Origin of the sequence: Enterococcus sp. DIV0800 (genome assembly GCF_050559735.1) — a bacterium.
In the GTDB taxonomy this organism is placed as follows: Bacteria; Bacillota; Bacilli; order Lactobacillales; family Enterococcaceae; genus Enterococcus_A; species Enterococcus_A devriesei.
This window is the reverse complement of record NZ_CP187899.1, coordinates 587,259-612,749: the sequence shown is the minus strand read 5'-3', so window position 1 is coordinate 612,749 and position 25,491 is coordinate 587,259. Positions and strand designations below refer to the sequence as shown.

At 40.9% G+C, this 25,491-nt stretch carries 33 protein-coding genes and 1 tRNA gene; 13 read left to right on the top strand and 21 right to left on the bottom strand.

All coding sequences use genetic code 11. The annotated features are described in order from the left end of the window. Positions 1-100: 100 nt before the first annotated feature. The 3 genes from IGI54_RS14860 to IGI54_RS14850 form a co-directional block, all read right to left on the bottom strand. Positions 101-277, bottom strand: coding sequence for a universal stress protein (locus tag IGI54_RS14860; protein ID WP_430622000.1), 177 nt, complete (start codon positions 275-277; stop codon positions 101-103). Positions 278-318: 41 nt separating this feature from the next. After that, positions 319-528, bottom strand: a complete 210-nt coding sequence (locus IGI54_RS14855) for a universal stress protein (protein WP_430621673.1) — start codon at positions 526-528, stop codon at positions 319-321. Positions 529-602: 74 nt separating this feature from the next. Next, positions 603-1,325, bottom strand: coding sequence for a C39 family peptidase (locus IGI54_RS14850; RefSeq protein WP_430621672.1), 723 nt, complete (start codon positions 1,323-1,325; stop codon positions 603-605). A gap of 240 nt (positions 1,326-1,565) precedes the next feature. Here IGI54_RS14850 and IGI54_RS14845 point away from each other — a divergent pair, with 240 nt between their 5' ends. After that, positions 1,566-1,712, top strand: coding sequence for a hypothetical protein (locus IGI54_RS14845; protein ID WP_169818936.1), 147 nt, complete (start codon positions 1,566-1,568; stop codon positions 1,710-1,712). 506 nt (positions 1,713-2,218) lie between these two features. Here the strand turns inward: IGI54_RS14845 and IGI54_RS14840 are convergent. Beyond that, complete coding sequence (locus IGI54_RS14840) at positions 2,219-2,647, bottom strand: universal stress protein (protein ID WP_216430392.1); 429 nt, start codon at positions 2,645-2,647, stop codon at positions 2,219-2,221. Positions 2,648-2,661: 14 nt separating this feature from the next. Beyond that, positions 2,662-3,093 carry a universal stress protein gene (locus IGI54_RS14835; protein ID WP_430621671.1) on the bottom strand — a complete coding sequence of 144 codons (432 nt, stop codon included), beginning with the start codon at positions 3,091-3,093 and terminating at the stop codon, positions 2,662-2,664. A 563-nt stretch (positions 3,094-3,656) separates the two neighbouring features. Between IGI54_RS14835 and IGI54_RS14830 the strand changes: the two genes are divergently transcribed. From IGI54_RS14830 to IGI54_RS14810, 5 genes are all read left to right on the top strand, one after another. Continuing rightward, entirely contained in the window at positions 3,657-3,758 is a 102-nt protein-coding gene (locus IGI54_RS14830) for an Ltp family lipoprotein (RefSeq protein WP_430621999.1), read from the top strand. Between the two features lie 337 nt (positions 3,759-4,095). Further along, entirely contained in the window at positions 4,096-4,311 is a 216-nt protein-coding gene (locus tag IGI54_RS14825) for a hypothetical protein (RefSeq protein WP_071862092.1), read from the top strand. An 89-nt stretch (positions 4,312-4,400) separates the two neighbouring features. Further along, positions 4,401-5,135 (top strand): class I SAM-dependent methyltransferase, encoded by a 735-nt coding sequence (locus IGI54_RS14820; RefSeq protein WP_430621670.1) that lies wholly within the window; start codon positions 4,401-4,403, stop codon positions 5,133-5,135. A gap of 173 nt (positions 5,136-5,308) precedes the next feature. Next, on the top strand, positions 5,309-5,497 hold the full coding sequence (locus IGI54_RS14815) for a hypothetical protein (protein ID WP_430621669.1): 189 nt from the start codon (positions 5,309-5,311) through the stop codon (positions 5,495-5,497). Then, positions 5,498-5,665, top strand: a complete 168-nt coding sequence (locus tag IGI54_RS14810; protein WP_169818937.1) for a hypothetical protein — start codon at positions 5,498-5,500, stop codon at positions 5,663-5,665. Positions 5,666-5,791: 126 nt separating this feature from the next. Here IGI54_RS14810 and IGI54_RS14805 read toward each other — a convergent pair whose 3' ends face one another. Continuing rightward, the gene (locus tag IGI54_RS14805) at positions 5,792-5,992 is read right to left on the bottom strand and encodes a cold-shock protein (RefSeq protein WP_071862100.1); all 201 of its coding nucleotides are present in this window, start codon (positions 5,990-5,992) and stop codon (positions 5,792-5,794) included. A gap of 340 nt (positions 5,993-6,332) precedes the next feature. On the opposite strand from IGI54_RS14805, the gene IGI54_RS14800 reads away from it, so the two are divergent. From IGI54_RS14800 to IGI54_RS14770, 7 genes are all read left to right on the top strand, one after another. Further along, positions 6,333-6,515, top strand: coding sequence for a hypothetical protein (locus IGI54_RS14800; RefSeq protein WP_071862101.1), 183 nt, complete (start codon positions 6,333-6,335; stop codon positions 6,513-6,515). A 791-nt stretch (positions 6,516-7,306) separates the two neighbouring features. Continuing rightward, positions 7,307-7,516 (top strand): hypothetical protein, encoded by a 210-nt coding sequence (locus IGI54_RS14795; RefSeq protein ID WP_430621668.1) that lies wholly within the window; start codon positions 7,307-7,309, stop codon positions 7,514-7,516. 43 nt (positions 7,517-7,559) lie between these two features. Continuing rightward, complete coding sequence (locus tag IGI54_RS14790; protein ID WP_430621667.1) at positions 7,560-7,952, top strand: hypothetical protein; 393 nt, start codon at positions 7,560-7,562, stop codon at positions 7,950-7,952. A gap of 108 nt (positions 7,953-8,060) precedes the next feature. Further along, positions 8,061-8,360, top strand: coding sequence for a hypothetical protein (locus tag IGI54_RS14785; protein WP_430621666.1), 300 nt, complete (start codon positions 8,061-8,063; stop codon positions 8,358-8,360). 123 nt (positions 8,361-8,483) lie between these two features. Then, positions 8,484-8,630 carry a hypothetical protein gene (locus tag IGI54_RS14780; protein ID WP_169818938.1) on the top strand — a complete coding sequence of 49 codons (147 nt, stop codon included), beginning with the start codon at positions 8,484-8,486 and terminating at the stop codon, positions 8,628-8,630. Positions 8,631-8,708: 78 nt separating this feature from the next. After that, complete coding sequence (locus IGI54_RS14775; RefSeq protein ID WP_430621665.1) at positions 8,709-9,131, top strand: VOC family protein; 423 nt, start codon at positions 8,709-8,711, stop codon at positions 9,129-9,131. Between the two features lie 470 nt (positions 9,132-9,601). Next, on the top strand, positions 9,602-10,258 hold the full coding sequence (locus IGI54_RS14770; protein ID WP_430621664.1) for a CPBP family intramembrane glutamic endopeptidase: 657 nt from the start codon (positions 9,602-9,604) through the stop codon (positions 10,256-10,258). A 253-nt stretch (positions 10,259-10,511) separates the two neighbouring features. On the opposite strand, the gene IGI54_RS14765 is transcribed toward IGI54_RS14770, so the two are convergent. The 15 genes from IGI54_RS14765 to IGI54_RS14695 all read right to left on the bottom strand — a co-directional run bounded on the left by IGI54_RS14765 (position 10,512) and on the right by IGI54_RS14695 (position 25,487). Next, positions 10,512-10,608 (bottom strand) — tRNA-Sec (locus IGI54_RS14765). Positions 10,609-10,729: 121 nt separating this feature from the next. After that, positions 10,730-11,083, bottom strand: coding sequence for a DUF1622 domain-containing protein (locus IGI54_RS14760; RefSeq protein ID WP_216430398.1), 354 nt, complete (start codon positions 11,081-11,083; stop codon positions 10,730-10,732). A gap of 120 nt (positions 11,084-11,203) precedes the next feature. Then, positions 11,204-13,270, bottom strand: coding sequence for an LTA synthase family protein (locus IGI54_RS14755; protein ID WP_430621663.1), 2,067 nt, complete (start codon positions 13,268-13,270; stop codon positions 11,204-11,206). Between the two features lie 299 nt (positions 13,271-13,569). After that, entirely contained in the window at positions 13,570-15,369 is a 1,800-nt protein-coding gene (locus IGI54_RS14750) for an FtsX-like permease family protein (protein ID WP_430621662.1), read from the bottom strand. 10 nt (positions 15,370-15,379) lie between these two features. Continuing rightward, on the bottom strand, positions 15,380-16,132 hold the full coding sequence (locus IGI54_RS14745) for an ABC transporter ATP-binding protein (protein ID WP_379947134.1): 753 nt from the start codon (positions 16,130-16,132) through the stop codon (positions 15,380-15,382). Positions 16,133-16,138: 6 nt separating this feature from the next. Further along, positions 16,139-16,498 (bottom strand): YxeA family protein, encoded by a 360-nt coding sequence (locus tag IGI54_RS14740; protein WP_430621661.1) that lies wholly within the window; start codon positions 16,496-16,498, stop codon positions 16,139-16,141. 205 nt (positions 16,499-16,703) lie between these two features. Further along, entirely contained in the window at positions 16,704-17,249 is a 546-nt protein-coding gene (locus tag IGI54_RS14735) for a CD3073 family putative ECF transporter S component (protein ID WP_430621660.1), read from the bottom strand. After that, the gene (locus tag IGI54_RS14730; RefSeq protein WP_430621659.1) at positions 17,242-17,715 is read right to left on the bottom strand and encodes a CD3072 family TudS-related putative desulfidase; all 474 of its coding nucleotides are present in this window, start codon (positions 17,713-17,715) and stop codon (positions 17,242-17,244) included. The genes IGI54_RS14735 and IGI54_RS14730 overlap by 8 nt, the downstream gene beginning before the upstream one ends. 26 nt (positions 17,716-17,741) lie before the next feature. After that, on the bottom strand, positions 17,742-19,136 hold the full coding sequence (gene selA / locus IGI54_RS14725; RefSeq protein ID WP_430621658.1) for an L-seryl-tRNA(Sec) selenium transferase: 1,395 nt from the start codon (positions 19,134-19,136) through the stop codon (positions 17,742-17,744). 14 nt (positions 19,137-19,150) lie between these two features. Beyond that, positions 19,151-20,275 carry an aminotransferase class V-fold PLP-dependent enzyme gene (locus tag IGI54_RS14720; protein WP_430621657.1) on the bottom strand — a complete coding sequence of 375 codons (1,125 nt, stop codon included), beginning with the start codon at positions 20,273-20,275 and terminating at the stop codon, positions 19,151-19,153. A gap of 39 nt (positions 20,276-20,314) precedes the next feature. Beyond that, entirely contained in the window at positions 20,315-22,192 is a 1,878-nt protein-coding gene (gene selB / locus IGI54_RS14715; RefSeq protein ID WP_379947139.1) for a selenocysteine-specific translation elongation factor, read from the bottom strand. Continuing rightward, positions 22,193-22,459, bottom strand: coding sequence for a DUF3343 domain-containing protein (locus tag IGI54_RS14710; protein ID WP_071862115.1), 267 nt, complete (start codon positions 22,457-22,459; stop codon positions 22,193-22,195). A 258-nt stretch (positions 22,460-22,717) separates the two neighbouring features. After that, positions 22,718-23,308 carry a sulfurtransferase-like selenium metabolism protein YedF gene (yedF, locus tag IGI54_RS14705; RefSeq protein ID WP_430621656.1) on the bottom strand — a complete coding sequence of 197 codons (591 nt, stop codon included), beginning with the start codon at positions 23,306-23,308 and terminating at the stop codon, positions 22,718-22,720. 14 nt (positions 23,309-23,322) lie between these two features. Further along, positions 23,323-24,345, bottom strand: coding sequence for a selenide, water dikinase SelD (gene selD, locus IGI54_RS14700; protein WP_430621655.1), 1,023 nt, complete (start codon positions 24,343-24,345; stop codon positions 23,323-23,325). Positions 24,346-24,605: 260 nt separating this feature from the next. Continuing rightward, positions 24,606-25,487, bottom strand: a complete 882-nt coding sequence (locus IGI54_RS14695; protein WP_311901134.1) for a TSUP family transporter — start codon at positions 25,485-25,487, stop codon at positions 24,606-24,608. Positions 25,488-25,491: the final 4 nt, after the last annotated feature.

Genomic DNA, 25,491 nt, shown 5'->3' with positions numbered 1-25,491 from the left:
AAGAAATTTCGGCTTATTTCCGAAGAAGCTACTTCTGTCACACCGTTTATACGGAAATAGGAGCTGAGACAAATTAATGTCCCAGCTCCTGTGACTGTATTTACTTAACTACCATGACATTGCAAAGCGCGTTGTTGACTACATAGGTCGTCGTAGAACCCACTAGAATTCGTTCAAGTGCGCCTTTTCCGGTGGCACCCATATAGATCAGATCAATTTTGTACGTTTTTGGCAGGTCAAAAGCGATTAACCTTTTGGGGTTGCCAACAGCGGTAATGATTTGTTTGTTGTAATAATCAATTGCCGCGGCTTCTCGTTCTAGCGCTTCACACGCAGCTTTTTTTCTTCGGAGATAATTTGGGACACAGGCGTCGCACTATTTACTAATAAACCACTGTCATTTACAATTTGCGCGAGATACAGACGAGCATTGTTTCGTCTTGCGGCTTCAACCGCCTCCATCATAGCCTGGTGGGCTTGCGGAGAACCGTCAATCGCAACAAGAATATTATCATAGCGTTCTTTCATTCTGCCTTCCCCCTTTAATTCTAGTATAACAAGCCAGCGACTTTTTGTAAGCCTTTTTTTGACGATCAGTCTTATTAGGCTTTTTTCAAGTATAGCGATTGCTGATCGGTCTCTTGATAGACCTTTTTCATCTCAGACCAAGGGACTTTGCGATTTTTGTAACCATAGGGATCGTTGACATACACCACTTTTTTTTCGCGATGAAAGCCGGTGATAACTGCTGAATGGATCAAGGGCGTCACGTAGCTGCTGCCTTGGTCCGTCTCCCAAAGCAGAAAATCATTGTTCGTCGGTACTTGGAAATCAACCGTTGCAATGATCCAAACGGGCTTTCCGCTGGCAACGATATCCATCACTTTATTAAAGGACGTTTTTTCATTGGCAATCACTTGATACTCGTCGCCAACATATTTTTTGGCTAATTTCGCGATTGGCTCCACCGCCACACCCATCGCTTCATCGCCGCCAGTAATATCACCAACAAATCCCAAATGAGGATCACCGTGATTGCCTGATTCGGTGTATAGCGGTTGATAATCTAACTCATTCGCCAGTTCATTTTTTGTCGTGTGATAGCCATAGTAACGCAGCAACATCGAAAGCGCTGTGACTTCACAACCATTATCTAAAGCATCTCCATCAAATTGATCTTCCAATGGGACATCTAATTTGATTTTTTCTTTTTGCTGAGTCTGTTCTAATTCTTCAAAACCGTTGGTGCTTGCTTTAACAAGAAAATAGCCGGCACCTGCCAGAATCAGCAGCACCACCAGTGTGCGTAAAATCTTTTTCATCATTTCCACCTAATTAAAAATTATTATCAAAAGAGAAGTGTAAGTGGAAATCGGCAAATGGACAAAGAAAACGACCTCGTGGCAAGAAATTTTAGCCTATCTTAACCTATTCCGCTTCCAATTTAACCTTTTTTTACAAACTTTTTGTTAGTGAAAACTTGAAGTTTGTGTTATATTAATAGGTGGAATTTCGTTATCAACGTGATAGTTGCCTTTCGTCACTACAAGAAAGGAGAATGAATTATGACATTCTATAACACAGAAGTACAATATCGCGTCACTCTAGACACGGATTTAAATCTTTTTATCGTTTTTGATAAAAAAGACAGAAATCATGTGGCAACTGGCGTAACAATTGAACAAGCCGTCCAAGAATTACAAAAAAATTAATTCGGACTTTCATTTACTCCGTATCTTTTGCTAAGCGGAAAAGACAGACAGGATAAGACTAGAATCCTTGTCTGCCAAAAATGAATCCCTTAATGCGAATTAGGATACCAGTCCAACTTTGCGAATTCAATTTCGTATTTCAATGCGATTAGTTGAATCGTATGAGAAACGACAATAGGTGTATATTTCATGCTTTTGGAAAAATACTTACTCATCTAGGAGTTAGCCCTATTGATAACCTTCAGCTGGATGGTATGCGTGATGAGAATAGAATCCATTTTGGGAAAAAATGAATTCCTTTAATACGAATTAGGAGTGACTGATCAATGATAGACGCGAATGTGCGTTAAAAGCACCTGCTGTGAATCCACGGTAGGTGCCTTTTTGTGTCTAAAACACTTTCTCATGACCTAGATAATTACAAGAAAAGTAGCTAGGTCATTCCTAGATTGTTTTTTTCACCTCACAAAAAGACATTGACGAAAAAAATTTTCGTCAATGTCTCTCTATCTCACAACCATCACATTACAAGGGGCATGATTCACAATATATCCAGTGGTTGAACCAACTAATAAACGTTGGAAGCGGCCTTTACCGGTGGCACCGACGTAGATCAAATCAATGTCATATTGCTGAGGCAGTTCTTCTGTTAAGGCCCGTTTGGGATTGCCGATGTATTGAACTAGTTCCATATTTTGATAGCGGCCGCGTTCTGCCAGCTTTGCTAAATATTGTTTGGCCCGCTTGGTTTCTTCGGACAAAATATCGTCCATTGGTTGGGCAGAGCTCATTAAAATACTCGAATCATCAATGACTTGGACCACATACAGTTTTGCTTCATTTCTTCTAGCAGCTCCGATTGCTTCAAAAAAAGCTCCTTCAGATTGATCTGAGCCATCTACCGCCACCATAATATTTTTGTACCGACTGTTCATCTTTTCCCCTTCTTTCATCGAATGACTGTTACACTGCAAGGTGCATGGTTCACCACATACGCCGCTGTAGAGCCGATCCGTGACAAACGAATCTCACCTTTTCCGGTAGCACCTAAAAAAATCAGATCGATCTCATTGTTTTTTGCAAAATCAATGATCTTTTCTTTTGGACTTCCTAGCTCTACAAAAGGTTCTACATTCTCTAATTCTCTGCAAGACGCGTCTTGAATTTTTTTCAATAAATCTTTTTCTATTTGCTCTTTTTCCGCTGCATACAGCTTACTGAAAGAAAAAGCGCTGGTGGAGAGTTCACTGTCGTTAATGATTGAAATAACATTCAGTTTTGCATCATCACGTTTGGCCGCTTCAACTGCTTCATCAAAGGCCCGTTCAGAATGGTCAGACCCGTCGATTGCCACTAGAATATTTTTGTATTTACTAATCATTGTAACCGCCTCCTTAATTAAATTATAAAGGAAAAGCAAGAATCTGTGAAACGAAATCACCTTTTCATAAAAAAATTCGATAACAATTATTTCTAAATAAATATCATATTATCTGCTAATAACAAGCGTTCTTAAAATTAAAAATAATTATTATTTGCTAAGACTGAATGATAAAATAAAAGAGGCGTCAGGATAAAAAAGAAATTTTCGGCTAACAATCGACAAAATTATCAGCGAAAAATGAAGAAGCCTTTTTACAAGCAAGTCAGTTTTTGAGTTGTCTTACTCTTAATCGTTAGTGGGCTGGCAGCTGGTCTGGGTGCTGAAGAACAGGAAAATCTTGCTGAGGACACGACTCAAAGTTCGGTTTTACCAGATATACAACATGAAGCAGCTGAAATTAAAACGCTCCCAAGGCCGTTCCGGCTAAAGCGGAAACACCGGCAGATACACTAGTAGAATTGGAGACGATCGAGTCCTCTCAACCCGCGAATGAATCTGCTTCAGACGTTCCCTCGGACTATTGTTCCGCCTTAAGAAGCGCCGAAAGTTATTCTGATAGGATGCACATGTCAAAAGCAAGCATTTATGACCAGCTAACCTCGGAATACGGTGAAAAATTCACTGCGACAGAAGCGAACTATGCTATACAAAATTTGCCATAATCCGCTTTTATACTGAGATTTTTTGAGCATTATTCTTGAATCTTTTTTTTCAATCCGTTAAGGTAACAGTAGTTCATTTGTTTATCCGAGTTCCTTCCCAGGACTCCAGCCGTCGTTGCCCTGCGACGGCTTTTATATTTGACTGCTAAGCAAAATAATTGCACCGAAAGCCCTTTCCCATTATAGTACAAGTATGGGCAATGCCCTTCCTTTATATAATTTGTTTTTTTCACTTGTTGACCGTTCATTCCATGACGGTCTTTTTTTTATTTTTCCGTTCTACTTCCGTATCCTGTGTTAAACTTAAAGTGTTTACAAAGTGATCGGAGGCAGCAGTATGTATAAAGCCAATTTAAAAAATATCATCAATAGTAAAGAGGAAAAAACGATTGCTCTTTCCTTAATTCCTCATGTCGGCGACACATTACAAATCAAAGAACCAAATAAATTTCTATTGATCCACGGCATCACCTATTTGGCGGAAAACGAAAGTGTCGATTTAGAAATTTTTGTTGAACCGATTGATCGAACGTATTGGATGAATGAAATATAATGAAAGCGGGGTCACTCTATGATTGCTCATAAAAGAGACTGTCTCCATGTAATTTAAAAACAACTATCAATTACATGGAGGAAAATACAATGAAAAATATTTATGATAATAATGCTTTTTTTGAAAGCTATAGTCAAATGGCTCGCAGCCAACAAGGGCTGGCAGGTGCCGGTGAGTGGCAGACTTTGAAAGCCTTACTACCCGATTTTAAAGACAAACGAGTTTTGGATCTTGGCTGTGGTTATGGTTGGCACTGTCTATATGCTGCCGAGCATGGTGCAGCATCTGTCGTCGGAGTTGATCTTTCAGAAAAAATGTTGGCGGTCGCTCGTCAAAAAAATAGCTTCGCAAACGTGGTCTATCTCCACGATAGTATCGATACAGTGGACTTTGAAGCTGGAAGTTTTGATATTGTTCTCAGTTCATTAGCGATTCATTATATTGAGGACTTCACTGCACTAGCGAAAAACATCGCCAAATGGTTGGCTCCAACTGGGCAATTAATCTTCTCAGTAGAACATCCTATTTTTACTGCAGAAGGAACCCAAGATTGGATTTACGATCAAAAAGGAGCGATTGCTCACTTTCCAGTGGATAATTATTTTTATGAAGGAAAACGGACCGCCCATTTTTTAGGCGCGAATGTCACCAAATATCATCGTACATTGACTACTTATCTGGATAGCCTATTAACAAATGGCTTTCAGCTCAAACGGATCGTAGAACCCACACCACCGAAGAATATGTGGGATATCCCTGGCATGAAAGACGAAATGCGCCGCCCGATGATGCTGATTGTAAAGGCGGAGAAGAATCAAGCTTAAACACCCGGCACTTCGCTCTGCGAAAATTTTTCTTTAATAGATCAAATAGTCGCCTTATCGGCTGATTCAAAAAGAAAGGTGAGTCCCGCTAGTTTTAAAGATAGATTTCTTTATGAGACATGATTCAATTGCTAAGACTCTTCATTAATACAACTTTAGAAGGAGTACTAACAATGAAGAACAAACAAGCATTATTTCAAAAAAAGCGCTTCTTTATTCCCCTCGCCATCTTGTTAGGCATTTTAGGTTTTAGTCCGATGCTAGTTTCACTATTGGGTGTGAGTGATGAAGGTGAATTGAATCCTGATTATTACTCCTCCGCCGATGAATCGCTATTTAAATCAAAAAAAGGAGCTGATTGAATGTTAGAAAATTTAAAAAAGGATTTTGATAAAGGAATGCCTGTCATCACTTATATCAAAAAGAAATATGGTTTCGATTCAATCGAAGAATTTGAAAAATATATGGAAGACTTGAAAGAAAAAGCTGAGAAATATGATGCGTTAGCTAAGAATAAAGCTACCGAATAAGCCAAAAAGGAGCTGGGACTATAAAAATGTCCCAGCTCCTTTTTGCGAATAAACAGTGGTCCAGAAGTACCTTCCCCGGACAATAAAAAACCGTCCCTAGGAGGAGACGGTTTATAGTTTATCTAATTAAGCTTTAACGATGTTAGTTGCTTGAGGTCCACGTTGGCCTTCTTCAACATCATAAGTTACTGCTTGACCTTCTTCTAAAGTTTTGAAGCCGTCGCCTTGGATAGCTGAGAAATGTGCAAATACGTCATTTCCATCTTCACCAGTGATAAAGCCAAAACCTTTGTCTGAGTTAAACCATTTTACAGTACCGTTATTCATAAATATTTCCTCCTGATACGTATCAAAGTACGTTCTTATTTGCAATTAATTGTTGATAGTAAAAGGAGATTAATACGGTTAAATATCTAGGCTCAAATCACATTTCAAAATCGATTACTTTGTTACTTTAACATGCCTTCGAACGAATTGCTACCTAAATTGGTTAATTAGTAGCAACAGTTAAAAAGCAAGCGCTTTCCTTTAATAAAACTTACAAAGTCCATAGCTAAATGATCAAAACGCCTTCCATAAAAAAGTCATTTAACCCTTCGTCTTCATTAATAGTCTTCCCCTCCCCGCCTTTTTTTGCTAGAATTTATGATGACGGAGGTACAAAAACATGCAAACATTGTATATTTTGTTCAGTTTCCTAACGAGTGTAGGGATTTTAATTATGGTCTACGCTTTTTATCGCGATTTTAAAAAACTAACCTTACTTCAAAAGATTGCTCTTATCTTAGTTTCTATCAGTGGATTGATGCCGATGCTCTTGGGAATGATTGAAGGATTTCTTTCAAACTAATCGACGAATTACGCTCTTTTTACTATCGACAGATGTAAGAGATTCTGTTGATAGCGCTATCACTAAGTAGTATAATTATCTAAAGGAGTGATTGAGATGAGTTACGCGATTGGTGGCTTTTTTTATTACTAAGTGGTTGGCAGTTCTTCATAACGAAACGGACCTTCACAACGATCAGACAAAAAGGAAATGAAAGCACGTCGGGCTTTATCATGCTGGGTCTCTAAGGCAGTTTGGCATTTGCACTTTGTTGTCTATATGTCGCCTACAGTTGTTTCTTTATCTTTCAATTTTAGGATTTTTAAGAGGCCTAGCCTCTTTTTTTGTTTGAAAAGCTCTGTTGAAACTTTTTTTAATACTAAGCTATCAGAAAGAAACGATGCCTCACTCTTCTCTAGACCCGGTATCAGAAGGAATCAGGATTTAAAAAAATTTTCTCAACTGCTACGATGTTCACTTAATTACATCAGAGACAAAGGCAAGTGGGTCGATTTTAACCGTGACCGAACTACTTCCCCCTTTTTTCAATCAAAATAAGCCTCCCGTAATCAAAATACCCATAAGTTTTTTCCGATGAAAGATTTTGCGACGATCAAGGCTGCTATCGCTGATTATTTGATAATTACCTAAAATGGAGTAAGGGAGGACTCTCTTTTTTTTCATCTTAAACGACCCTTCCTCAGCTGAAGAATAATCCCTACACAATTGATTTACACATCTTTTTTTAATTATTTTATCATTAATCTGTTAAATTTATGCTATACTGATTCTTTGAAAGGGTGGGTGCTCTGTTGAATAATAAAAAAGCGGCTCCAATCGAATTCTTGTGGTTAGGGTTGTATAGTTTTGCCGGCTTTAGTTTAGAATTGATCCTGATAGTCCTCTTGAATATCTTCAACGTAAGCCCTTCGATTCCTTTACATGCGGGATTGACGGCTGCTTTGTGGTTCATCGCTAGTTATTTGATATTGCATTATGCCAATAAAAAAATTTTCATTTGACCCAGTAAACGTCCGCGTTCACTTAGATAAAAGACGTTTAATCATGATTGGAGCAATTTTTATACTTTTGATCCTTGTTACTTCGATCCTCTTCCAAGGGTTCAAACCGCTAGTTGAGTTTCACGGTGATCTTCAAAAGAGTGTGTTGGCCTTGATCATGAGAATCATCTATTACCTTGCCGAGAGCGAGCTGATCCTACTAACGATTTGTTTTGGTCAAGCTTTTTTTGAAGGCCAATTCTCACTCCCCTCGTATCTTCCCAGTGGAGGAATTTTTCTAGCGTTAACGTGGGGACTGATCCATTTTCTGCTTCAAGGCTTTTCCGGCGGCTTATTCACGATTTTCTTTTCTTTACTAACAGGAACACTCTTTGTATTAGTCAAAAAGGACTTTAAAAAAAGCTATCTGCTTATTGCTCTTGCCCTCATTCTTTAAAACTTCAGCCAATTTCGACAGCTAATCATAGCTGTTTTTTTAGCTATCAAATCTATTGTTTACAAAACGCTTACATAACCTTATGATTAGTTATAGGGGGGATTTATTATGAAGAAAATATGTTTTGTATTGACTGTCAGTACTGGAATAAACTATGGTTCCATTTCTGCTGCTCCACTACTTAAAAATAACGAGGATTTAAAAGAATACTTTTCAAACGATTATGATGTCTCCATCAATTACATTCGTGACAAAGACACGGTGGATTATTTAGTTGTTCCCGACCCATTCACGCCTTTCGAGAACGAAAATGAGTTACCAATCATCAAGGTACCCGCAAGATTGTTTATGACGAAAGATTTCACGGCCATAAAAACGTACCTCGATGATTATTTTGCGCATAACTAGAACGGATGATACAAGAGAGCAATCTCTTGTATTTTTTGATAGGTTGAGTAAATAAACTTTAAAATTTGTTTCGTATTTTTATTCAGGCGCGTATAGTTAAAGTAAACGATTCGGAGGTCTCATATGAAAACAAAAACATTTACGTCATTCACAGAAAATGGGTTAGACAACAAAATCGCTGCATTCTTGGCTTCAACCGATATAGAAGTTATTGAAATACAATTTACTGGTTCTCTATTTTATCTAGGCGCAATGATTGTATATAAATAAGCGGGATTTTTCACTGTAAATATGATTAGCCGGCTATGCTATTATTCGTTTGATAAAATTTTTTGAAGGAGCCTCACTATGAAACAAACTATTGCTCACATCGCCTTAGTCGTAAATGATTACGATGAAGCGATTGCTTTTTACACAAGTAAATTGGACTTCGCATTAATCGAAGACACCTATCAGCCAGAGCAAGAGAAACGTTGGGTGGTAATCTCCCCGCCCAATTCAACCGGAACAACTATCTTGTTAGCAAAAGCTTCCAAGCCCATACAAAAAAAATTCATTGGAAACCAAGCTGGCGGCAGAGTTTTTCTATTTTTGGCAACCGATGATTTTGATCGTGATTATCGCAATTACGTTGCAAAAGGAATTGAATTTGTCCGCCCTCCAAAAAAGGCCGATTATGGAAAAGTTGCCGTATTTAAAGATCTGTATGGAAATCTATGGGATCTAATCCAATTTAGTGACGATCACGGTATGACTCAGCGCTTTTTTTAACTTCTACTTTCTTGATTGCCTTCGTTAAATAACTATCTTTCTCTTTGTGTGCTTTTTACTGCATTAAATCAATGTTTGTCCCTAAAAACGTCAAAATTATTTAAATCTATAAATTGCGTCTGGTACCCAAGTTTTGTTTCCTTATATTAATAAAGGAAAGTGATAGCGGACTACTTGTAGTGCTTGCTGCAGTATTTCCCTCAGCATAAAGGCAATATCTTTATATTCCACCGAGGCTGAAGTGTCGGTGGTTTTTATTATTAAAATGAACTGTTTCCATTTTGGAAAACGTTGCGTATTTCTCTGTTTGCGTCCCGCATTTTTGAGGGACACAAAAATATTAACTGACCGACCTTTTTGTCGGTCAGTCCGTCCGTTAGTGGAATTTATATTGACTTATAGATTCAAAAATCCTATTCTTTTTTAGAAGAAGCGACAGATTGTATAAGCATATGACGGAGGAAAAAATGATGAAAATTAGTAAAAATGTATTAGTGGCTGTAAGCCTGACTTTTCTCTATGGGGTATTTTTTTACTTCTCTACTTCATTTTTATGGAACAAAGGCTGGCTAATTTCGTTAAACGACATCACCTCACAAAATATTTGGATTAAGTTTTTATCAGACACTATAATTAATCTATTATTTGTCATCCTAATTTTTACCTTGCTCTTTTTAAAAAACAGATCATTAAGCGAAATGGGCTTTACGAAAAATTCTCGATTGGCGAGTATACTACTATTAGGTGTCTATTTAATTATGTTTTTGTCTCACGGAGACTTCACAGTAAGAGGTTACTATTTAGCTTTCTTCTATTTAGTGATCGTCGCCTTCTCTGAAGAATTTATTTTCAGAGGGTTCTTGTTCACACAAATAAATCAAGAATATGGTTTTGGAACAGGAATAATCATTAGTGGCTTGCTATTCGGAGCTATGCACGGACTACTGCCAACAATTGTTACAAACGGTTCCCTAGCAGATTTGTTTACTAACATTTCAAGTAATTTATTGGGTCAAGGGATTATTGGCGGTGGATTATTTGCTCTGGTTTATAAAAAGAGCGGAACCTTGTTTGTCCCAATCTTAATCCATGCAATTTTAAATTATTCGAGCGTTCTGTTTGGATAAAAAAAAAAAGCAGCCTTATTTTTATAGTCATTAGTTACACAATTGCTCCAATTTACCGAACTTTCAATCATTAAATCACCATCATAGCTTAGCTCCTTATATGAATTTCATTATGATCCTCATGAAATTGTGGTTTGAATAGAAAAGTTTAATCTCAAGTTTCAACTCTTCATTTTATAAGCGTAAACAAAAATCCGCTAAACATTGTCATGATTGGCATCACATCAACGTTTAGCGGATATACATTTCATATTGGCGGGAATGTGTAGGAATCGAACCTACCCAAGAAGCTCTTAACTCCTCATACTGGTTTTGAAGACCAGAGGGAACACCAGAACCCATCCACTCCCGAAACAAGATAATCATACCATTACTTTACTTAGTAATCAATAACAATTTTCTGCAAAAAAAGGAGAGAAATTCCCGTTGATTGGGTTCTTCTCTCCTTTTTAAAATTACTGTTGTAAACTCCTATTGCTCATCCGTTACTTCGTTGATTTCTTTATTCAAGAAATACGAGATCACCGTTCGGATCAAGACGATCAGGGCCAATTTGAGAATGTCTTGGAAGGTTGGATTGACGATCGTTTCAATAATATCGGCCACGATCAGAAATTCCAAGCTCAATAAGATATAGCTGCCTAAGTAAGCTTTGATATATTTATTCTTCTGCAAGATCGATGGAAAAGCTTTGCCGTTTTTGCGAGGAATAAGTTTGATAAAGGCAAGAAACGCCCCTACGATAATGATCCCGATCGACAGAACGTCTAACAATAATACGATTGGTTGAAAAAAATGTTGGATCATATTTTCGATCATTGCCATCGCCTCTCACCTACTTCCTTGATAAATCAATCATACGAAGAAAATTCCTTGAAGGCAATTAATTCGCTGTGGTCGACGCCAAACAAAAAGCAATCCCGTAAAAACGAGATTGCTTTTGGCTTACTGAATTGGCGGATACAAGGCTGCTGTGGTCTTATTGCCATTCTTCGAGTAAATGCTGGTTGATTGCGCGCCTTTTTGCTTTTCGATGGCGGCGTTTTTCTGGTCTAAATCATGATAATCGTATTTCTTCGGATCAACCGGCGTGAAGCCTGCTGGTGTGTAGAACCGCAAGAGATTCTCTTGGTTCAACTTATCTGACAGGCTCAAGGCTTGCTTGACTTGTTTTTGTTCCGCGTCGATCGTTGGCGCGATGCCAAGGGCTTTCGGATCAACGACTTGGCCGGTCTTATTATCATATGTTTGACCACCTAGCTCAGTATAGTTTGGCGAAACGAAATCACCATTTCTAAAGGCGACGGTTTGGTCGTGTTTTGGTGAAAACAGATCGGTCCCGAACTGGATATATTTTTGACTATCTACGCCGACTAAATGTAACAAGGTTGGCAAGACATCGATCTCACCGCCGTATTGGTGCTGGATTCCGCCACCGGTATAACCAGGGATATGGAACATCAATGGCACCCGCTGCATTTGCGCGTCATCAAATTTACTCCAAGTCGTTGGGTCTTTGCCTAAGGCTGTTGCTAGATCTTTATTGTTGCTGTCGGAGATCCCGAAGTGGTCGCCGTAAATCATAAAGATCGAATTTTGGTACACGCCAGAAGCTTTCAAATAATCAAAGAACTGACGCAAAGATTCATCCAAATAATGAGCCGTCCGCACATAATCATCGACGGTACTGTCGCCGGTCTTCAATGATGGGAAATTAAAGTTCTTATCATCGGTTAGATAAGGCGTATGATTGGTGACCGTTAAGAATTTTGAGTAAAAAGGCTGTTGCAAATGTTCTAAGTGTCCCACGGTTTCCTTCAGCATATCTTTATCCAAGATACCGTAGCCTAGGCTTTCATCCGAAGCGTTGAAATACGAACGGTCAAAGAAATTTTGATAGCCTAAATTTTTATAAACGTGGTCACGATTCCAGAAGCTGCCGACATTTCCGTGGAACACGGCGCTTGAATAACCGGCTTGCTGGTTCAAGATGGCTGGTGCCCCTTGGAAGGTGTTGTCATTACCTAGTTGCGTGAACAGTGAACCTTGTGGCAAACCGAATGTTCCGGTTTCTAGCATGTTTTCGGCGTCACTGGTCTTCCCTTGGCCAACTTCGTGGAAAAAGTTATCAAAAGCTAAGGTTTGCTTATTGTCATTCTCAATACTGTTTAAGAATGGCGTGACCTCTTGACCATCTACCTTCATATTGATCAAAAATTGTTGGAAGCTTTCCAAGTGGATCACGATGATATTTTTACCTTTAGCGATGCCGTATTTACTTGGATCAGGCGCCGCGTAATGTTGCTTCGTATATTTCAAAATATCCGTTAGACCGTTGCTTGAGGCGTGAGCCCGCACACTGTTGGTCTGTTCTGTCTTGACCCCGTCATAAATTGTAAAGGCGTCTAAACCGAGGTATTTAACGATATACGAGCGGTCAAAGGTCCGTTGTAATAATTGCGGCCGATTGGCTTCACTCATGGATAAATTCACGGAAAAAATCAAGGCCGACAAACAGCTGATCGCAATCGCGAAGGTCTTTTTGACCGGTTTGCTGACGATTTCTTTTCTTTTCGCGAAAATGTAGATCAAGATGCCTAAAAATACCAACAGATCAATCCAATATAACACATCATGCACCTTCATCAAGGCAAAGGAGCTGCCGGAGATTCCCTGCGAGACCTTTGAGAAACCTAAGACCGATTTGATTGTCACAAAATCAGTGAACTCACGATAGAAAATCACGTTCAAATACAAGATCACCGTATTCAGCAGGTCTAGTAAAAATAAGAAAATTAGGGCTGGCTTGATCTTTTTAACATAAAGAAACAGACCAAAGATCAACAAAGTCGTGGCGATCGGATTGATCCACAAAATAAAATATTGCACCGATCCTTGCACGCCTAATGAAAAATCGACGTAATACGCGAAGATTGTTTTTGCCCAAAATAATACGCTGACCGTTAACAGAATCAGCCAACGATTCGTAAAAGTTTTTTTTACCCGGTCCATCCGGAACACTTCTTTCTTTATTAAATTGTCCGTATCTACTATAGCAGATTTTAAAAAAAATACCGTCAGAATAGGTGATTCCGGCGCAATTTTATAAATTTCAGAAAAATACCGGATTTACTTTCAAAATTTAATCGAAAATCCGCGCCCGGCGTTGCTTCTTCAGGTCAACTAAAATTTTTCTTAGACATAAAAAATTCACATTCTTAAGAATTTGCTATAAAATAACAAAAAAACGACACCGGATACCGGTGTCGTTCTCCTTTTATGGATAAACAAGTTGCTTCTGTCACATTCGCTTAAGCTTCTCGCTTCATAACGATTCCGGTATAAATCCAAATCGTCAGCAAGTAATAAACAAAGTATAAAACAAAGAAAATCAAGAATGGTACCCAGATATTACTATAGGGTTCACTTAACAGCGTTGTAAACATTTGTAGCCCGAACAAAACGTGGATCACTCCCAATAAACCTGGGACTAAGAAGAGGATACCAATTTCTTTCCGGATTGAAGCAGTTAACAGCTGGCGCCGCGTCCCAATTTTTTCTAGCATAGTATAGCGTCGAACGTCGCTTTTAGCACCTGAAAGGATTTTGAACATTAAACAGCTGGCCAGCATCGTCAAAAAGGCGATTCCTAAGAAGAAGCCCATAAATTCAAAGCCGGAGAATAATGAGTTAAAGACTTCATAAACTGATGACTTCTGCGTAAAGCCGACTTCTTGCTCTAAAGCTGGATTATTTTTAAGATTTTGTGCCGCTAGTTTTTGCAAAGCCTTTTTCTCAGTTATAAAATCTTTGACCTGAACCACTTGCAACGTACTTGCTTTGCCTTGAACTGCGGCGAAAGCTTCCGGTGAAACCAATTGATGCTCTTTGGTTTTTTGTTCCGGCAATTCTAATTGCCGCAACGCGTCTTGTTTAGTGACGTCTTTGGCTAATTCTTCTCCCGAGTAGCGTACCGTTTTGGTGCTGTGATTATCAACAAATTCCTTGTTTTCTAAAGGTGTCCGATCAAACTCCGTCTTGTCATAATAGACGGTCGTATCAGTTTCTTTTTGTTGATAAGTCGCATTTAAGGTCGGCTTCAATGCTTCGATTTTATCCTCCGCGATTTTTTGGCTATCGTTTAGTACTAAATCGTAAGCAGTCGTTTGATTGGTCATTTTAGGAATTTCATTTCTAAAGCCAAGTCCGACTGTGATCGCTCCTAACGCCAAGGCAAACAACATTGCCACTAACGACAAGATGCGCGTGTAATCCTGAATACGGAAGCTTAATTGTGAGAAGGTAAAATTATTCAAACCCTTCAAGGCTAACGAATCAGTTTGTTTCAATAAATTTAAAATGAAGATCAGCACAGCGTGGAAGACAAAATACGTTCCTGCCACGATCGTGATCAACGCAATCACCAACGCCGCAAACGCTAGCTTCATGACTAAGGTCATCATGACATAGCCAACTGCCAATAAGGCGATACCAAACACGGCTTCCAAGAATAATGTGACTTTTTTGCGTTTTGCTGGTGCCGGTGTTTCACTGGCTTTCAAGATTGAAAGGACTGGTTTTTTCACGATCATAACTGCATTGACGATCGCCGCCAATAAAAAGATGATGGCAAAAAAGATCAAGGTGATCACTATAGCCTTGCTATTGACTGCTGAAAAATGCGTGATGGCGATTTCTAACTGCTTCGTCAACAGTTTTTCCACGATCGTTGTCAGACCTAAACCTATTAAAATACCGACAATTGTTGCTGCGACACCGACGACAAAAGTTTCCACGAAGATCAGTTGAGCAATCTTCCGGCCTTTTGCTCCCAGCATCATGAACATGCCGTAGTCCTTCTGACGCATCGTCATTAAAAAGGAATTGGCGTATAAAATATAGACAAAAGTAATGATCGATAGTAGTACCGTCCCTAAGTGAAAAATAAAGACGACGGAACTGACCATCGAATTTTGTTGCAGAAAGACTTCATTCGTTGCTAACGATTCAAACATATAAAAGATCGCCGAAGCCATGACTAGACCTGAGAAGAGCACGATATAGTCACGCAAACGGCCTTTGATCCCAGTAAGTGATAATTTTAAAAGCATCGAATTCCCCCTACTGTTCCAGATTTCCGAGAATGCTTAAAATCTGACGATAAAAAGCTTCCCGTGTTTGATCTTCGCGTTTGACCTCTTGATAGATCACGCCGTCTTTAATAAATAAAATTCGTTGGCAATAACTTGCTGAAAAAGGATCATGCGTGACTAATAGAATCGAAACTTGATCCTGTTGATTCAATTCTTCCATTGTATCTAACAAGTCGCGAGCACTATTTGAGTCCAAGGCTCCCGTCGGCTCATCGCCTAAAAGAATCGTTGGTTGGGTAATCAAGGCCCGCGCCGCTGCGACCCGCTGCTTTTGCCCACCGGAGATTTGAGCGGGATAACTGCTTAAAATCTCACTGATCGACAAACGTTCAGCAATCACTTTGACCCGTTGTTTGATTTCTTTCGGCTTGACTCCTTGAAGGGACAAAGGCACGGCGATATTTTCTGCTGCTGTTAAATTTTCTAATAGATTGAAATCTTGGAAAATAAAACCAATCTCACGACTACGAAAGTCTGCTAGCTGATTGCCGGATAATTTCGTAACATCCGCTTGATTGATGGCAATCTTGCCAGCCGTCGGTTTGTCGAGGGTCGCTAGTAAATTCAACAAGGTTGATTTACCAGAGCCTGATGCACCCATGATGCCGACAAATTCACCTTTTTCTACTTCAAAGGACAGTCCTTTTAAAGCTTCCGTTTTTTTCTGGTTCCCTTTACCATAGGTTTTTCTCACTTCATTAACTGTTACGATTTTTTCCATCCTACGTTACACTCCTAATTTTTCCGCCGCTTTTTTCGGCAGTTGTTTTTGTTGGACCTCTTCATAGGAAGTCACGCCTTTGTTTTTATTCCACGTCACTTTGAGGAACGCTTCACGGCGTAGCGGACGATCCTTCGACGCGTTAAAGTCTAATTTCTTTTCGTGGCCTTCTTCATCATAGCCAGGCAACGCATATTTATAATCGACATAAGGATTTCCATTGCTGTCTTCTCCATTATATTTTTCTCCGTCATTAGTGATTTGAACATAGTACGCATCGCCGCTGGACATCACTTTGTCTGCGATCTGCAAACCGACAAAACCGATTACGATAAGACTCACTAAACCAATCAAGATTTTTTTCATATTAATTTGCTCCTTTTTTCAATTTCTACGTTAACTATACAAAATCCCTATAAATCCAACCATTGAATCCACTGTCCATCACCTAACAGTTTTGTCATTTTGAAAAATAGACAAAAAAATAAGCTAGTCTCAACCATTCTGTGTTGACACTAGCTCACTTAAATTTTTCTAAGCTAAGCACGTTAGCTTTAGAAGTGTTTCATACTCATTTTACGGCAAAGCGTCTCATTTGTGGCAGTTTGATAAACCACGAGACTAAAAGACAAGAAACGATCTTATCAACAAAATTTCCTGTGACCGCGCCCCAATAAACCGAGCTGATCATTTCCTTGCCGGATGCCCTTAACGCCATAATCACGACATCGGTACCTGAACCGGTGAATCCACCGAACAATGCTAAACGAATCGGTGCGCCGATCATTGGACAAATAAACGCCAATAAAATCCCCGCCAACAACGCTTTCTTATAACTAAAGCCTTTCTTAGCCAACAACGCCACAACCACTGCCACCGCTACATTGACTAACGCAAACGGGATCGACAACGGACCGCTGATCATTCCCATCAATAAATTCGTTGAAACGCCGGTTAAGATACCATAACCCATACCAAAATTCGCGGCGATAAAAATCGTTCCCATCGTATCTAAAAACAGTAATGGGATATGCAGTAGTGCGACTGCTTCACCTAAGACAACATTCAACGCGACCGCAATGGCACACATTGCGATAATTTTTGCTTTATTATTCATTTCTTCCTCCTTTTGCTAAAAACCGTTGCAACTCCTTCGAAAAATCCTGCTGCTCAGCCTCACTATACCAAGTTGGAACTTCCAAATAAGGTGCTTGAATCTCGGCCGCCTGACAAGCGGCGAAAAATTCTTCCATTAAGACACCCCGTTGGTCACTGATGGAGCAATTAGGGCTTTCGTTGATCCCAATCACACCTAAATACTGATAGTCTTCTACCTGATACGCTTGAATCTGTTGAATGATGGGCTGAAGCATCTTTTGACACGTTTGACGATAATCCGGAAGCGTCAGATATTCTTGATAACTCATTGGAGGTCGATCGCCGCCTAACACTAAAAATTCTGGACAGGGCAACTGAATCAATGCGATCCCTCGGCTTAACAGCTCGATGGCAAAGGGGAAAGCTCCTCGTGCTCGCTCCCAGCCGTGAATCACCGCATTCTGATTCAAAATACAATGAGACACCGCAACTAATTGTTTCTGTGGTTGAATTATTTTTCCTCCTTTCCTTCTTTAAAAATCGCTTGTAAACTCTTTTGAATCAAAGAAAATTCATCCGACGCAATGGTTCGCACGTCTAAGAGATTGGCTTCATTTTTGATCCGACTAATGATCGGTGCTGCCCCTTCGCGCAATTTTCCCTGCAACTCAACAGCTGAATATTGTTGGCCATTCAACACGACTGCATAGGTCGGCAATAAATGTTCCGGATAAGAACCACCGCCGATTTTGCTGCTGTCTTTTTCTACTGCGGCGCTGAGACCGCTGATTGGTTTTAACATAGCAGCTAACTCCGTAGCTTTCGCCAGACAATCCGCTTCACTTAATCCGATCATCTGCAACGCCGGGATCGCTTGTAAAGCTTCCTTTTCATTGAGATACAGGGCTAACGTTGCTTCTAATGCGCTGAGGGTCATTTTATCGATCCGCAAGGCCCGCAGCAATTGATTTTTTTTCATTTTTTCGATGTATTCTCGCTTACCAACGATAATTCCCGCCTGTGGTCCACCTAATAATTTATCGCCGCTAAAGGTGACGACATCGCAGCCTTGTTCCAGAACTTCTTTGACCGTTGGCTCATAGGGCAAGCCAAACGGACGCATATCCAACAACAGTCCGCTGCCTAGGTCATTGATTAACGGCAGATCATTGGCATGGGCCAACTCGGCTAATTCACTTAACTCTGGCGTTTCGGTAAAGCCGACGATCCGATAATTGCTCGTATGGACTTTCAAAACTGCTCCAGTTTCTTCAGTCAAAGCCGTTTCATAATCGGCTAAATGGGTTTTATTTGTCGTACCGACTTCCTTGATCGTTCCGCCACTGGAAGTGATGACATCAGGAATCCGAAAGGCTCCGCCGATTTCGACTAATTCGCCCCGTGAGACTAGGACTTCCTTTTCTTGCGTCAACGTGCTAAGGACTAGTAGGACGGCCGCCGCGTTATTATTGACGACTAAAACATCCTCCGCCCCGGTCAGTTTTTTGACGATCGCCACTAAATGACTGTAACGGGACCCTCGCTTGCCACTTGCTAAATCAAATTCCAAATTTGAATAATGGAAGCTAGTAGCAACTAATTGTTCCTGAATTTTTTGACTCAACGAAGAGCGACCTAAGTTGGTATGAATCACCGTTCCTGTCCCATTAATGACTCGACGTAAGGAAAATTGCTTTTCAGTTAATTCTTTTTTGATTATTGTCAGAACTTCTACTTGATCGATCACGTTTTTTTGCGTGCCATCGATTACTTCTTTGCGAATGCTGGCCAAGACTTTTTGAATGGCTTCCTTTGCGGCACCTTGGGGGTAGTCGCTACCTAGTTGCTTTAATAGCACATCCACGGACGGCAAACTCGCTAAAATATGCTGGATTTCTTTTGACATAAAGTTCCTCCTAATTAACGTTGCGCTAAATTTTGTAATGCGTTTAGGGTCAGCTCAAGCTCCGTTTTTGTCGTAAAGCTGGATAACGACAAGCGGACTGTTCCGCGATCCGCCGTCCCTAATGCCTGATGCATCAAAGGGGCGCAGTGATAGCCGGGGCGCGTGGCGATTTGGTATTCTTCCCACAAAAGCTCACTGACTACCGCCGATTCGGCGTCAGGGAGATTGATGGAAAACACATCCACCCGTGGTTCAGTAAAGTCGCCATAGAGCGTCAGACCATCGATTTCTTTTAATGCTTGATAAAAATACGTGCCTAAGCTAAGTTTTTTTTCTTTTTCCAGCACCCATTCAATGCCGGCGGTTAAACCTGCGATTCCGGGAACGTTTAATGTCCCGGCTTCTAATAACGTTGGCAGCTCCTTCGGTTGAACTTTGGAAAAAGATTGCATCCCATCGCCACCTGTTAATAGCGGCTCTAACGGCAGATCCTGCCTAACACAGACGCCGCCAGTCCCTTGTGGCCCATAAAGCGATTTGTGGCCGGTAAAGCAGACTGCGGCGATCTTGCCGTCACTAAGATCGATCGGGACGACACCGGCAGTCTGAGAGGCATCAATCACTAAATACAAATCGTGCTTTTGACAAAAAGTTTTGACCCATTCCAACTTCAAAAGATTCCCGGTAACATTGCTGGCATGATTGCAGACAACAACTTTTGTTTCAGGTCGCAATTTTTCAGCGAACGCTTCATAATGCAAGCGTCCAGTCACGGCTTCACTAGTAACCACATCAAAGGTCGCTCCCAGTTTTTCCAGTTGATACAAAGGCCGTAAAACTGAATTATGCTCCCAATCCGTCGTCAGCACATGGTCGCCGGCTTGGATCAAGCCTTTTAAGACTTCATTTAAGGCGACGGTAGCGTTGTTGGTGAAGGCCACTTCATACTCTGAGCCCGCTTTGAATAATTCTTTGACCTGCTGACGGCTATTCTCCACTACACGAAAGCCCGCTAAGGAATACCCGTGGGCTCCCCGTGCCGGATTGCCATATTGACCGCTGAGAATTTCTGCTACCGTATTTGCCACCACTTTTGGCTTTTGAGCCGTTGTTGCCGCATTGTCTAAATAAATACTCACTGCTTCTCCCCCTCTGAAGAACGATTTTCGCAAACCGGCTTAGCCTAAGACTCGATAATTTTCTACACGTTTCGTGATGCCTTGCTTGTCCATGTATTCTAAAATCAGCATCGATGATTTACGGCTGGAATCTGTCACATCGCGAAAATCGCCTAAAGTCATCTGTCCATGTTCACCGATATAGTCTTGGATCGCTTTGACCGCTTGAGCAAAAACTTTCCCTAGCAAGACGTATTCATGGGTTAAGAAAACGACGCTTTCGCCATTCAGAGCTTCCAAAACTTCTTCCGCATTTTTATCTAACTCCGCCAGTTCTTCTTTTTTGACTGGCGTATAGCCACTTTTGGCTAACGTCTGTTCAATTTTTTCTTTGGCAGCTTGCTGGTATTTATTAAAGGAAACCTCAAACTCCTGCAAAGCCAATTTATCGTTGGCTTCTTTGACGGTTCCCTGCTTTAACAACCCGATCAACGCGGAGATTTCTTTTTCCGCTAAATTTTCCCGCATCCGGGAGCGGAATTCTTCTAGCGGCATGCCAAAACGCAAACGGTATTGTTTGTGATAAGCGGATAAAATTTCTGTCGCCTGCGCCGCTAATTTTTGATAACTGGCCTGTGCTAAATAACCAGCTTTCGTTTCAAGCACCCGATTTTCACTGATCATTTCAGTCAGCACTTGCTGCAACTCTTCCTGATCTGTGCCTAAATATTCCTGCAATTCTTTCGCTTTAGTAAACGGCTGTTTCTTGTTAATCAGAAAATCAGTGATCAATTCGTCCAAGCTGCCTTCTTCTTTGGCTTTCAGGCTTTCAATGATCTCAGTTTTGAAGCGGCGATGCTTATGCGGTGCCGCATCCAAGACTTCTCCGCCGGCGATCGTCTGCATTGGCGAATACGCCCGTAAAATGAAATGATCCCGCTCTTTGACCGCTACTTGTTCTTCCAAGCGCAACTGTAAAAAGCCTTCATCTCCTGGTCCAATCCAATCTACACCGATAGGAACCGTACGAGCCATGACTTCTCGCGTACCGACTAACAGACGAACCCGATCCCACAAACCAATTCCGCCTTCAACTTCTGGCAAGCAACTCACTTTGACATCCAGCATCCACGTTGCCTCTAATTTTTCCGAGATAGACAGAACATCCCCCCGCTGAATCTCATCGGTGGAAAGATTCGCTAAGTTTAAAGCCGTTCGTTGACCAGGCTGGGCACTTTTCACATCGGTCTCATGAACTTGGATATTTCGTACTCGTGTTTTTTTACCGCTGGGATAGACATACAGTTCATCACCGACATTGATCACACCATCCAATAACGTCCCGGTAATTACCGTACCGAAGCCTTTAACGCTAAAGACCCGATCGACATTCAGACGAGCGGAGCCAGTCGCTGAGCGTTCTTGTGCTTCTTCCGAATGCTCTTGGATTTTTGCCAACAATTCTTTGATCCCTGTTCCGCTAACTGCATCTGTCTCGATCAGATCCGCTTCGGCTAGAGGTGTGTCCGCTAGTTGCTCGCGAATATCCTCTACCACCAGTTCCTTCAAATCAGGATCGACGGTATCCACCTTCGTCAAGACAATCAAAAAGTCGCGAATCCCCAATAAGGTCAAAATATCAATGTGTTCTTTCGTTTGCGGCATGATGCCTTCTGCCGCATCAATGACGAGTAAAACAAGATTGATTCCCGGCAAACCGGCTACCATATTTTTGATAAACTTCTCATGTCCTGGCACATCTACGATCCCGACTCGTTTGTCATTCGGCAGATCCAAATAAGCAAAGCCAAGATTGATCGACATGCCTCGTTTTTTTTCTTCTTTCGTCGTATCTGTCTCGATCCCCGTCAGTGCCTTGATCAAGGTGGTTTTCCCATGATCAATATGCCCCGCCGTTCCAATCACAATATTTGCCATTTATTTATCCTCTCTTAATTGGTACTCGGTTTTCAAACCCGCTTGTGTCCCATGGTAAAAGCCTTCTGACGCGATTTTCTGCTCCTGCAGCAAAGTCTGCAGCTGTGCTTCTTCGGTCAACGGATATTTTAAAGAAAAGCCGCAACTAGCATGAATCTTTTCCGGTGTGGGAATGATTCGAACCGCAAGTTGGGCTTCCTTCGCAAGTTCCTCCGCTTTCATGGCCTCCCTTGTTGAATAAAACAAGGCAATCCCAAATGTCTGCATAAAAACTGCTCCTTTTTCGTACTAATGGATTCATTTTTCAAGAAAAATGAGTTCGATTCTCAAGCCGTATACCATTCAGCTATTTCACCATAATAGGGCTAAATCCTATTTAAGAAATCATTTTTCAAAAATATCGAAAAATGAGTTCGATTGTCATAGCGCATACCATTCCTCTAATCACGCTAAAGCGTGAAGAGGAACTGGCAAACTGGCATCCTTTTTTGTACTAATATTCATTTATCCTTTTAGGACATATTTTTACGGCTTCACGATCTTCGGTGCTTGGCGCATCATTTCCACGATCCGGTACATATTGGTTACTTCACCGACTGCGGCAGTCAATTCATAAAAGTTCAAGCAAGCGCCGCAAGCATAGATTTCCACGCCTTGTTCGGCTAAGCCCTGCAAGTCCTCCAAAGAATCTGCACCAGCTGCTACCGATTGCACCCCGCCATTATAAAAAATCACTTTTTGTGGCAATACATCTTGTTCCGTCAGTGAATAAATGAAGCCCTTCAAAAGATTTTTCCCTAATTCATCCGAGCCGCGACCCATCACATTAGTATCCACCACCACGATATAATCATCAACTGTCGTAACAGGTTCAGCGACTTGCGGCGCCGTCTCAGTCAAATCCGCATTTCCTTTAGAAATCACCACCGTATAATGTCCCGGCCGATCTTGATCCATTTGATAAATATAGCCTAGTTGCTCCGCCATTTTTTTTAAATTTTGCGTCGCGATCTCGTTATCCACGATCGTCTCAACCACTTCATGTTCCCGTAATGCCTTTTTCGTTTCAATTACCGGTAAGGGACAAGCCTTGCCTAACGCATCAATTTTAAACATCTCTCTCCGCCTCTCTAATGCACAATTATTTCTTTCTCTTGTTTTTCAACAACTGTTCCAAAATCTTGCGCGGGAATGTCCGCTGCTTGCAGCTCTGCTACTAAGGCCGCAACCTTTTCTGCCGGGACGCTAACCAAAAGACCGCCCGAAGTTTGCGGGTCAAACAATAATTCCTCAATCCCAAAGTCTTCGATTTGAAAATCCATTTTAGCTTCCATATAATTACGATTCCGCTGGCCGCCAGCAGTTAAAATAAATTCCTTTGCTCCTTGATAGGCCTCTTCAAAATACGGTAGCTTCTGAGAATCAAGCTCTGCGCTAAACTGCTCGTTCAGCATCTCATGCAAATGTCCGGCTAAACCGAAGCCGGTTACGTCAGTACAGCTAGTAATGGGATATTTACGAATGATCGTCATCGCATATTTGTTTAACGTTTCCATACTCGTGGTGGCTTTCACAAAAGCTTCTTCACTGATCTCCTCCGCGCTATAGCCCACCGTAATGATGCTGACACCTAGAGGCTTGGTCAAAATCAAATGATCCCCTAGCTGGCAGGTGTTGTTTTGATAAATATTATTCGGATCGATCGTCCCAGTCACCGACAAGCCGTATTTTACCGACTGGTCATGGATCGAGTGTCCCCCCGCCAAAATCGCGCCGGCTTCTTGTACTTTTTCCGCACCGCCGCGTAAAATTTCTTTTAAGATCGTTAAATCTTTTTCTTCCGGGAAAGCGACGATATTCAAAGCTGATAACACTTCGCCCCCCATCGCGTAAACATCACTCAGCGCATTCGCTGCCGCGATCTTGCCAAACAGGTACGGGTCTGTCACCATCGTCGGAAAAAAATCCAAGGTTTGGATAATTGCTAGGTCTTCCCGCAGTTTAATAACAGCCGCGTCATCGGTTGAATCAAATCCCACTAATAAATCCTCGTGGGTCGCCTTAGGCAGATCCGCTAATAATTCACCCAGATTGCCCGGTCCGATCTTCGCGTTGCAACCGCCGCAGACAATTAATTGTTGAACTGACTCCATGCATTCCACCATCCTTCACGTGTTCTATTATAGCAGTTTGATTGTTATTTCTCTATGTATATTTAGTCATCTACTAGTGACTTGGAAGCGTTCTAACTCATTGAGAAACTTAACTTTCTTCATCACTTTGATCATCCTAGCACAAAGTATCTAAAATAATTTTAAATCACTTAAATTTTCATGATTTTCTTAACAACGAATTGGTTTAAGCACAAAAAAACTACTTGCTCAGATCGAGCAAGTAGTTTCCAACTTATTTTCTATTCCACTGTAGTTGCTGGTTTGCGGCTCTTTAGGATATAAGTCACACCTGTGTAAACAATTACACAAATAATGATCCATGTTAGAATATCCAAATTCAACCCTGTTACAAATTTCGCAGCAATGATTACCCCGATAATCCCTCCGATGGTAATCGCCAAGCTAACTTTACGAGCATAATCGCCTTCTTTGACAAAGTTTAAACTGGCAACTGGCATCAAGCCGGCACAAGAACCCATCATTACTGGGAAGGCTACTAACGGACTCAGTCCTAGCATATAAACCATTGCCATACACGGCGCGTATAAACCTACACCAATCGTCATCAAAGCACCTAAAATGAAGTTAACTACCACTCCAATAACTAATTTTATTCCCGTCAAAGCGGTTGCGGTATTTCCTTCACCTAGCATATTCAACATACCAGTTTGTCGAAGTCCCATTAAGACAGCTGTAATGATCAAAGCCCAGCCCATCCAGAATTGAACTTTTTTCTCAGGCAGTTTTGTAACAAATTTTGATCCGATAAATGATCCGACGGTTGCCGCAATGATTAGGGCAAATAGTGTAACTGGTGAAACTTTTACTACTGTTGTAAAGATAAATGCTTCTACCAATACTGGAATTGCGTGGGCAACATTCAATGTCCCTGGCAATAGACGGTCATGGCCCAACTGTTTGGTAAAGTCTAACAACATCGCTGTTGGTGCAAAACTTCCGATTCCTAAGGTATCTAAAAAGTCGGTTACAAAACCAATTGCCCCAGAAACAAACCAGTTTCCATGGCCCAAATTATTTTTATTTTTCAGTAAGTCTTTCCCCATAACGACTGTTTGCAGCAAGATTAATACTACATAAATCGCTAATAATACTGTTACCATATTA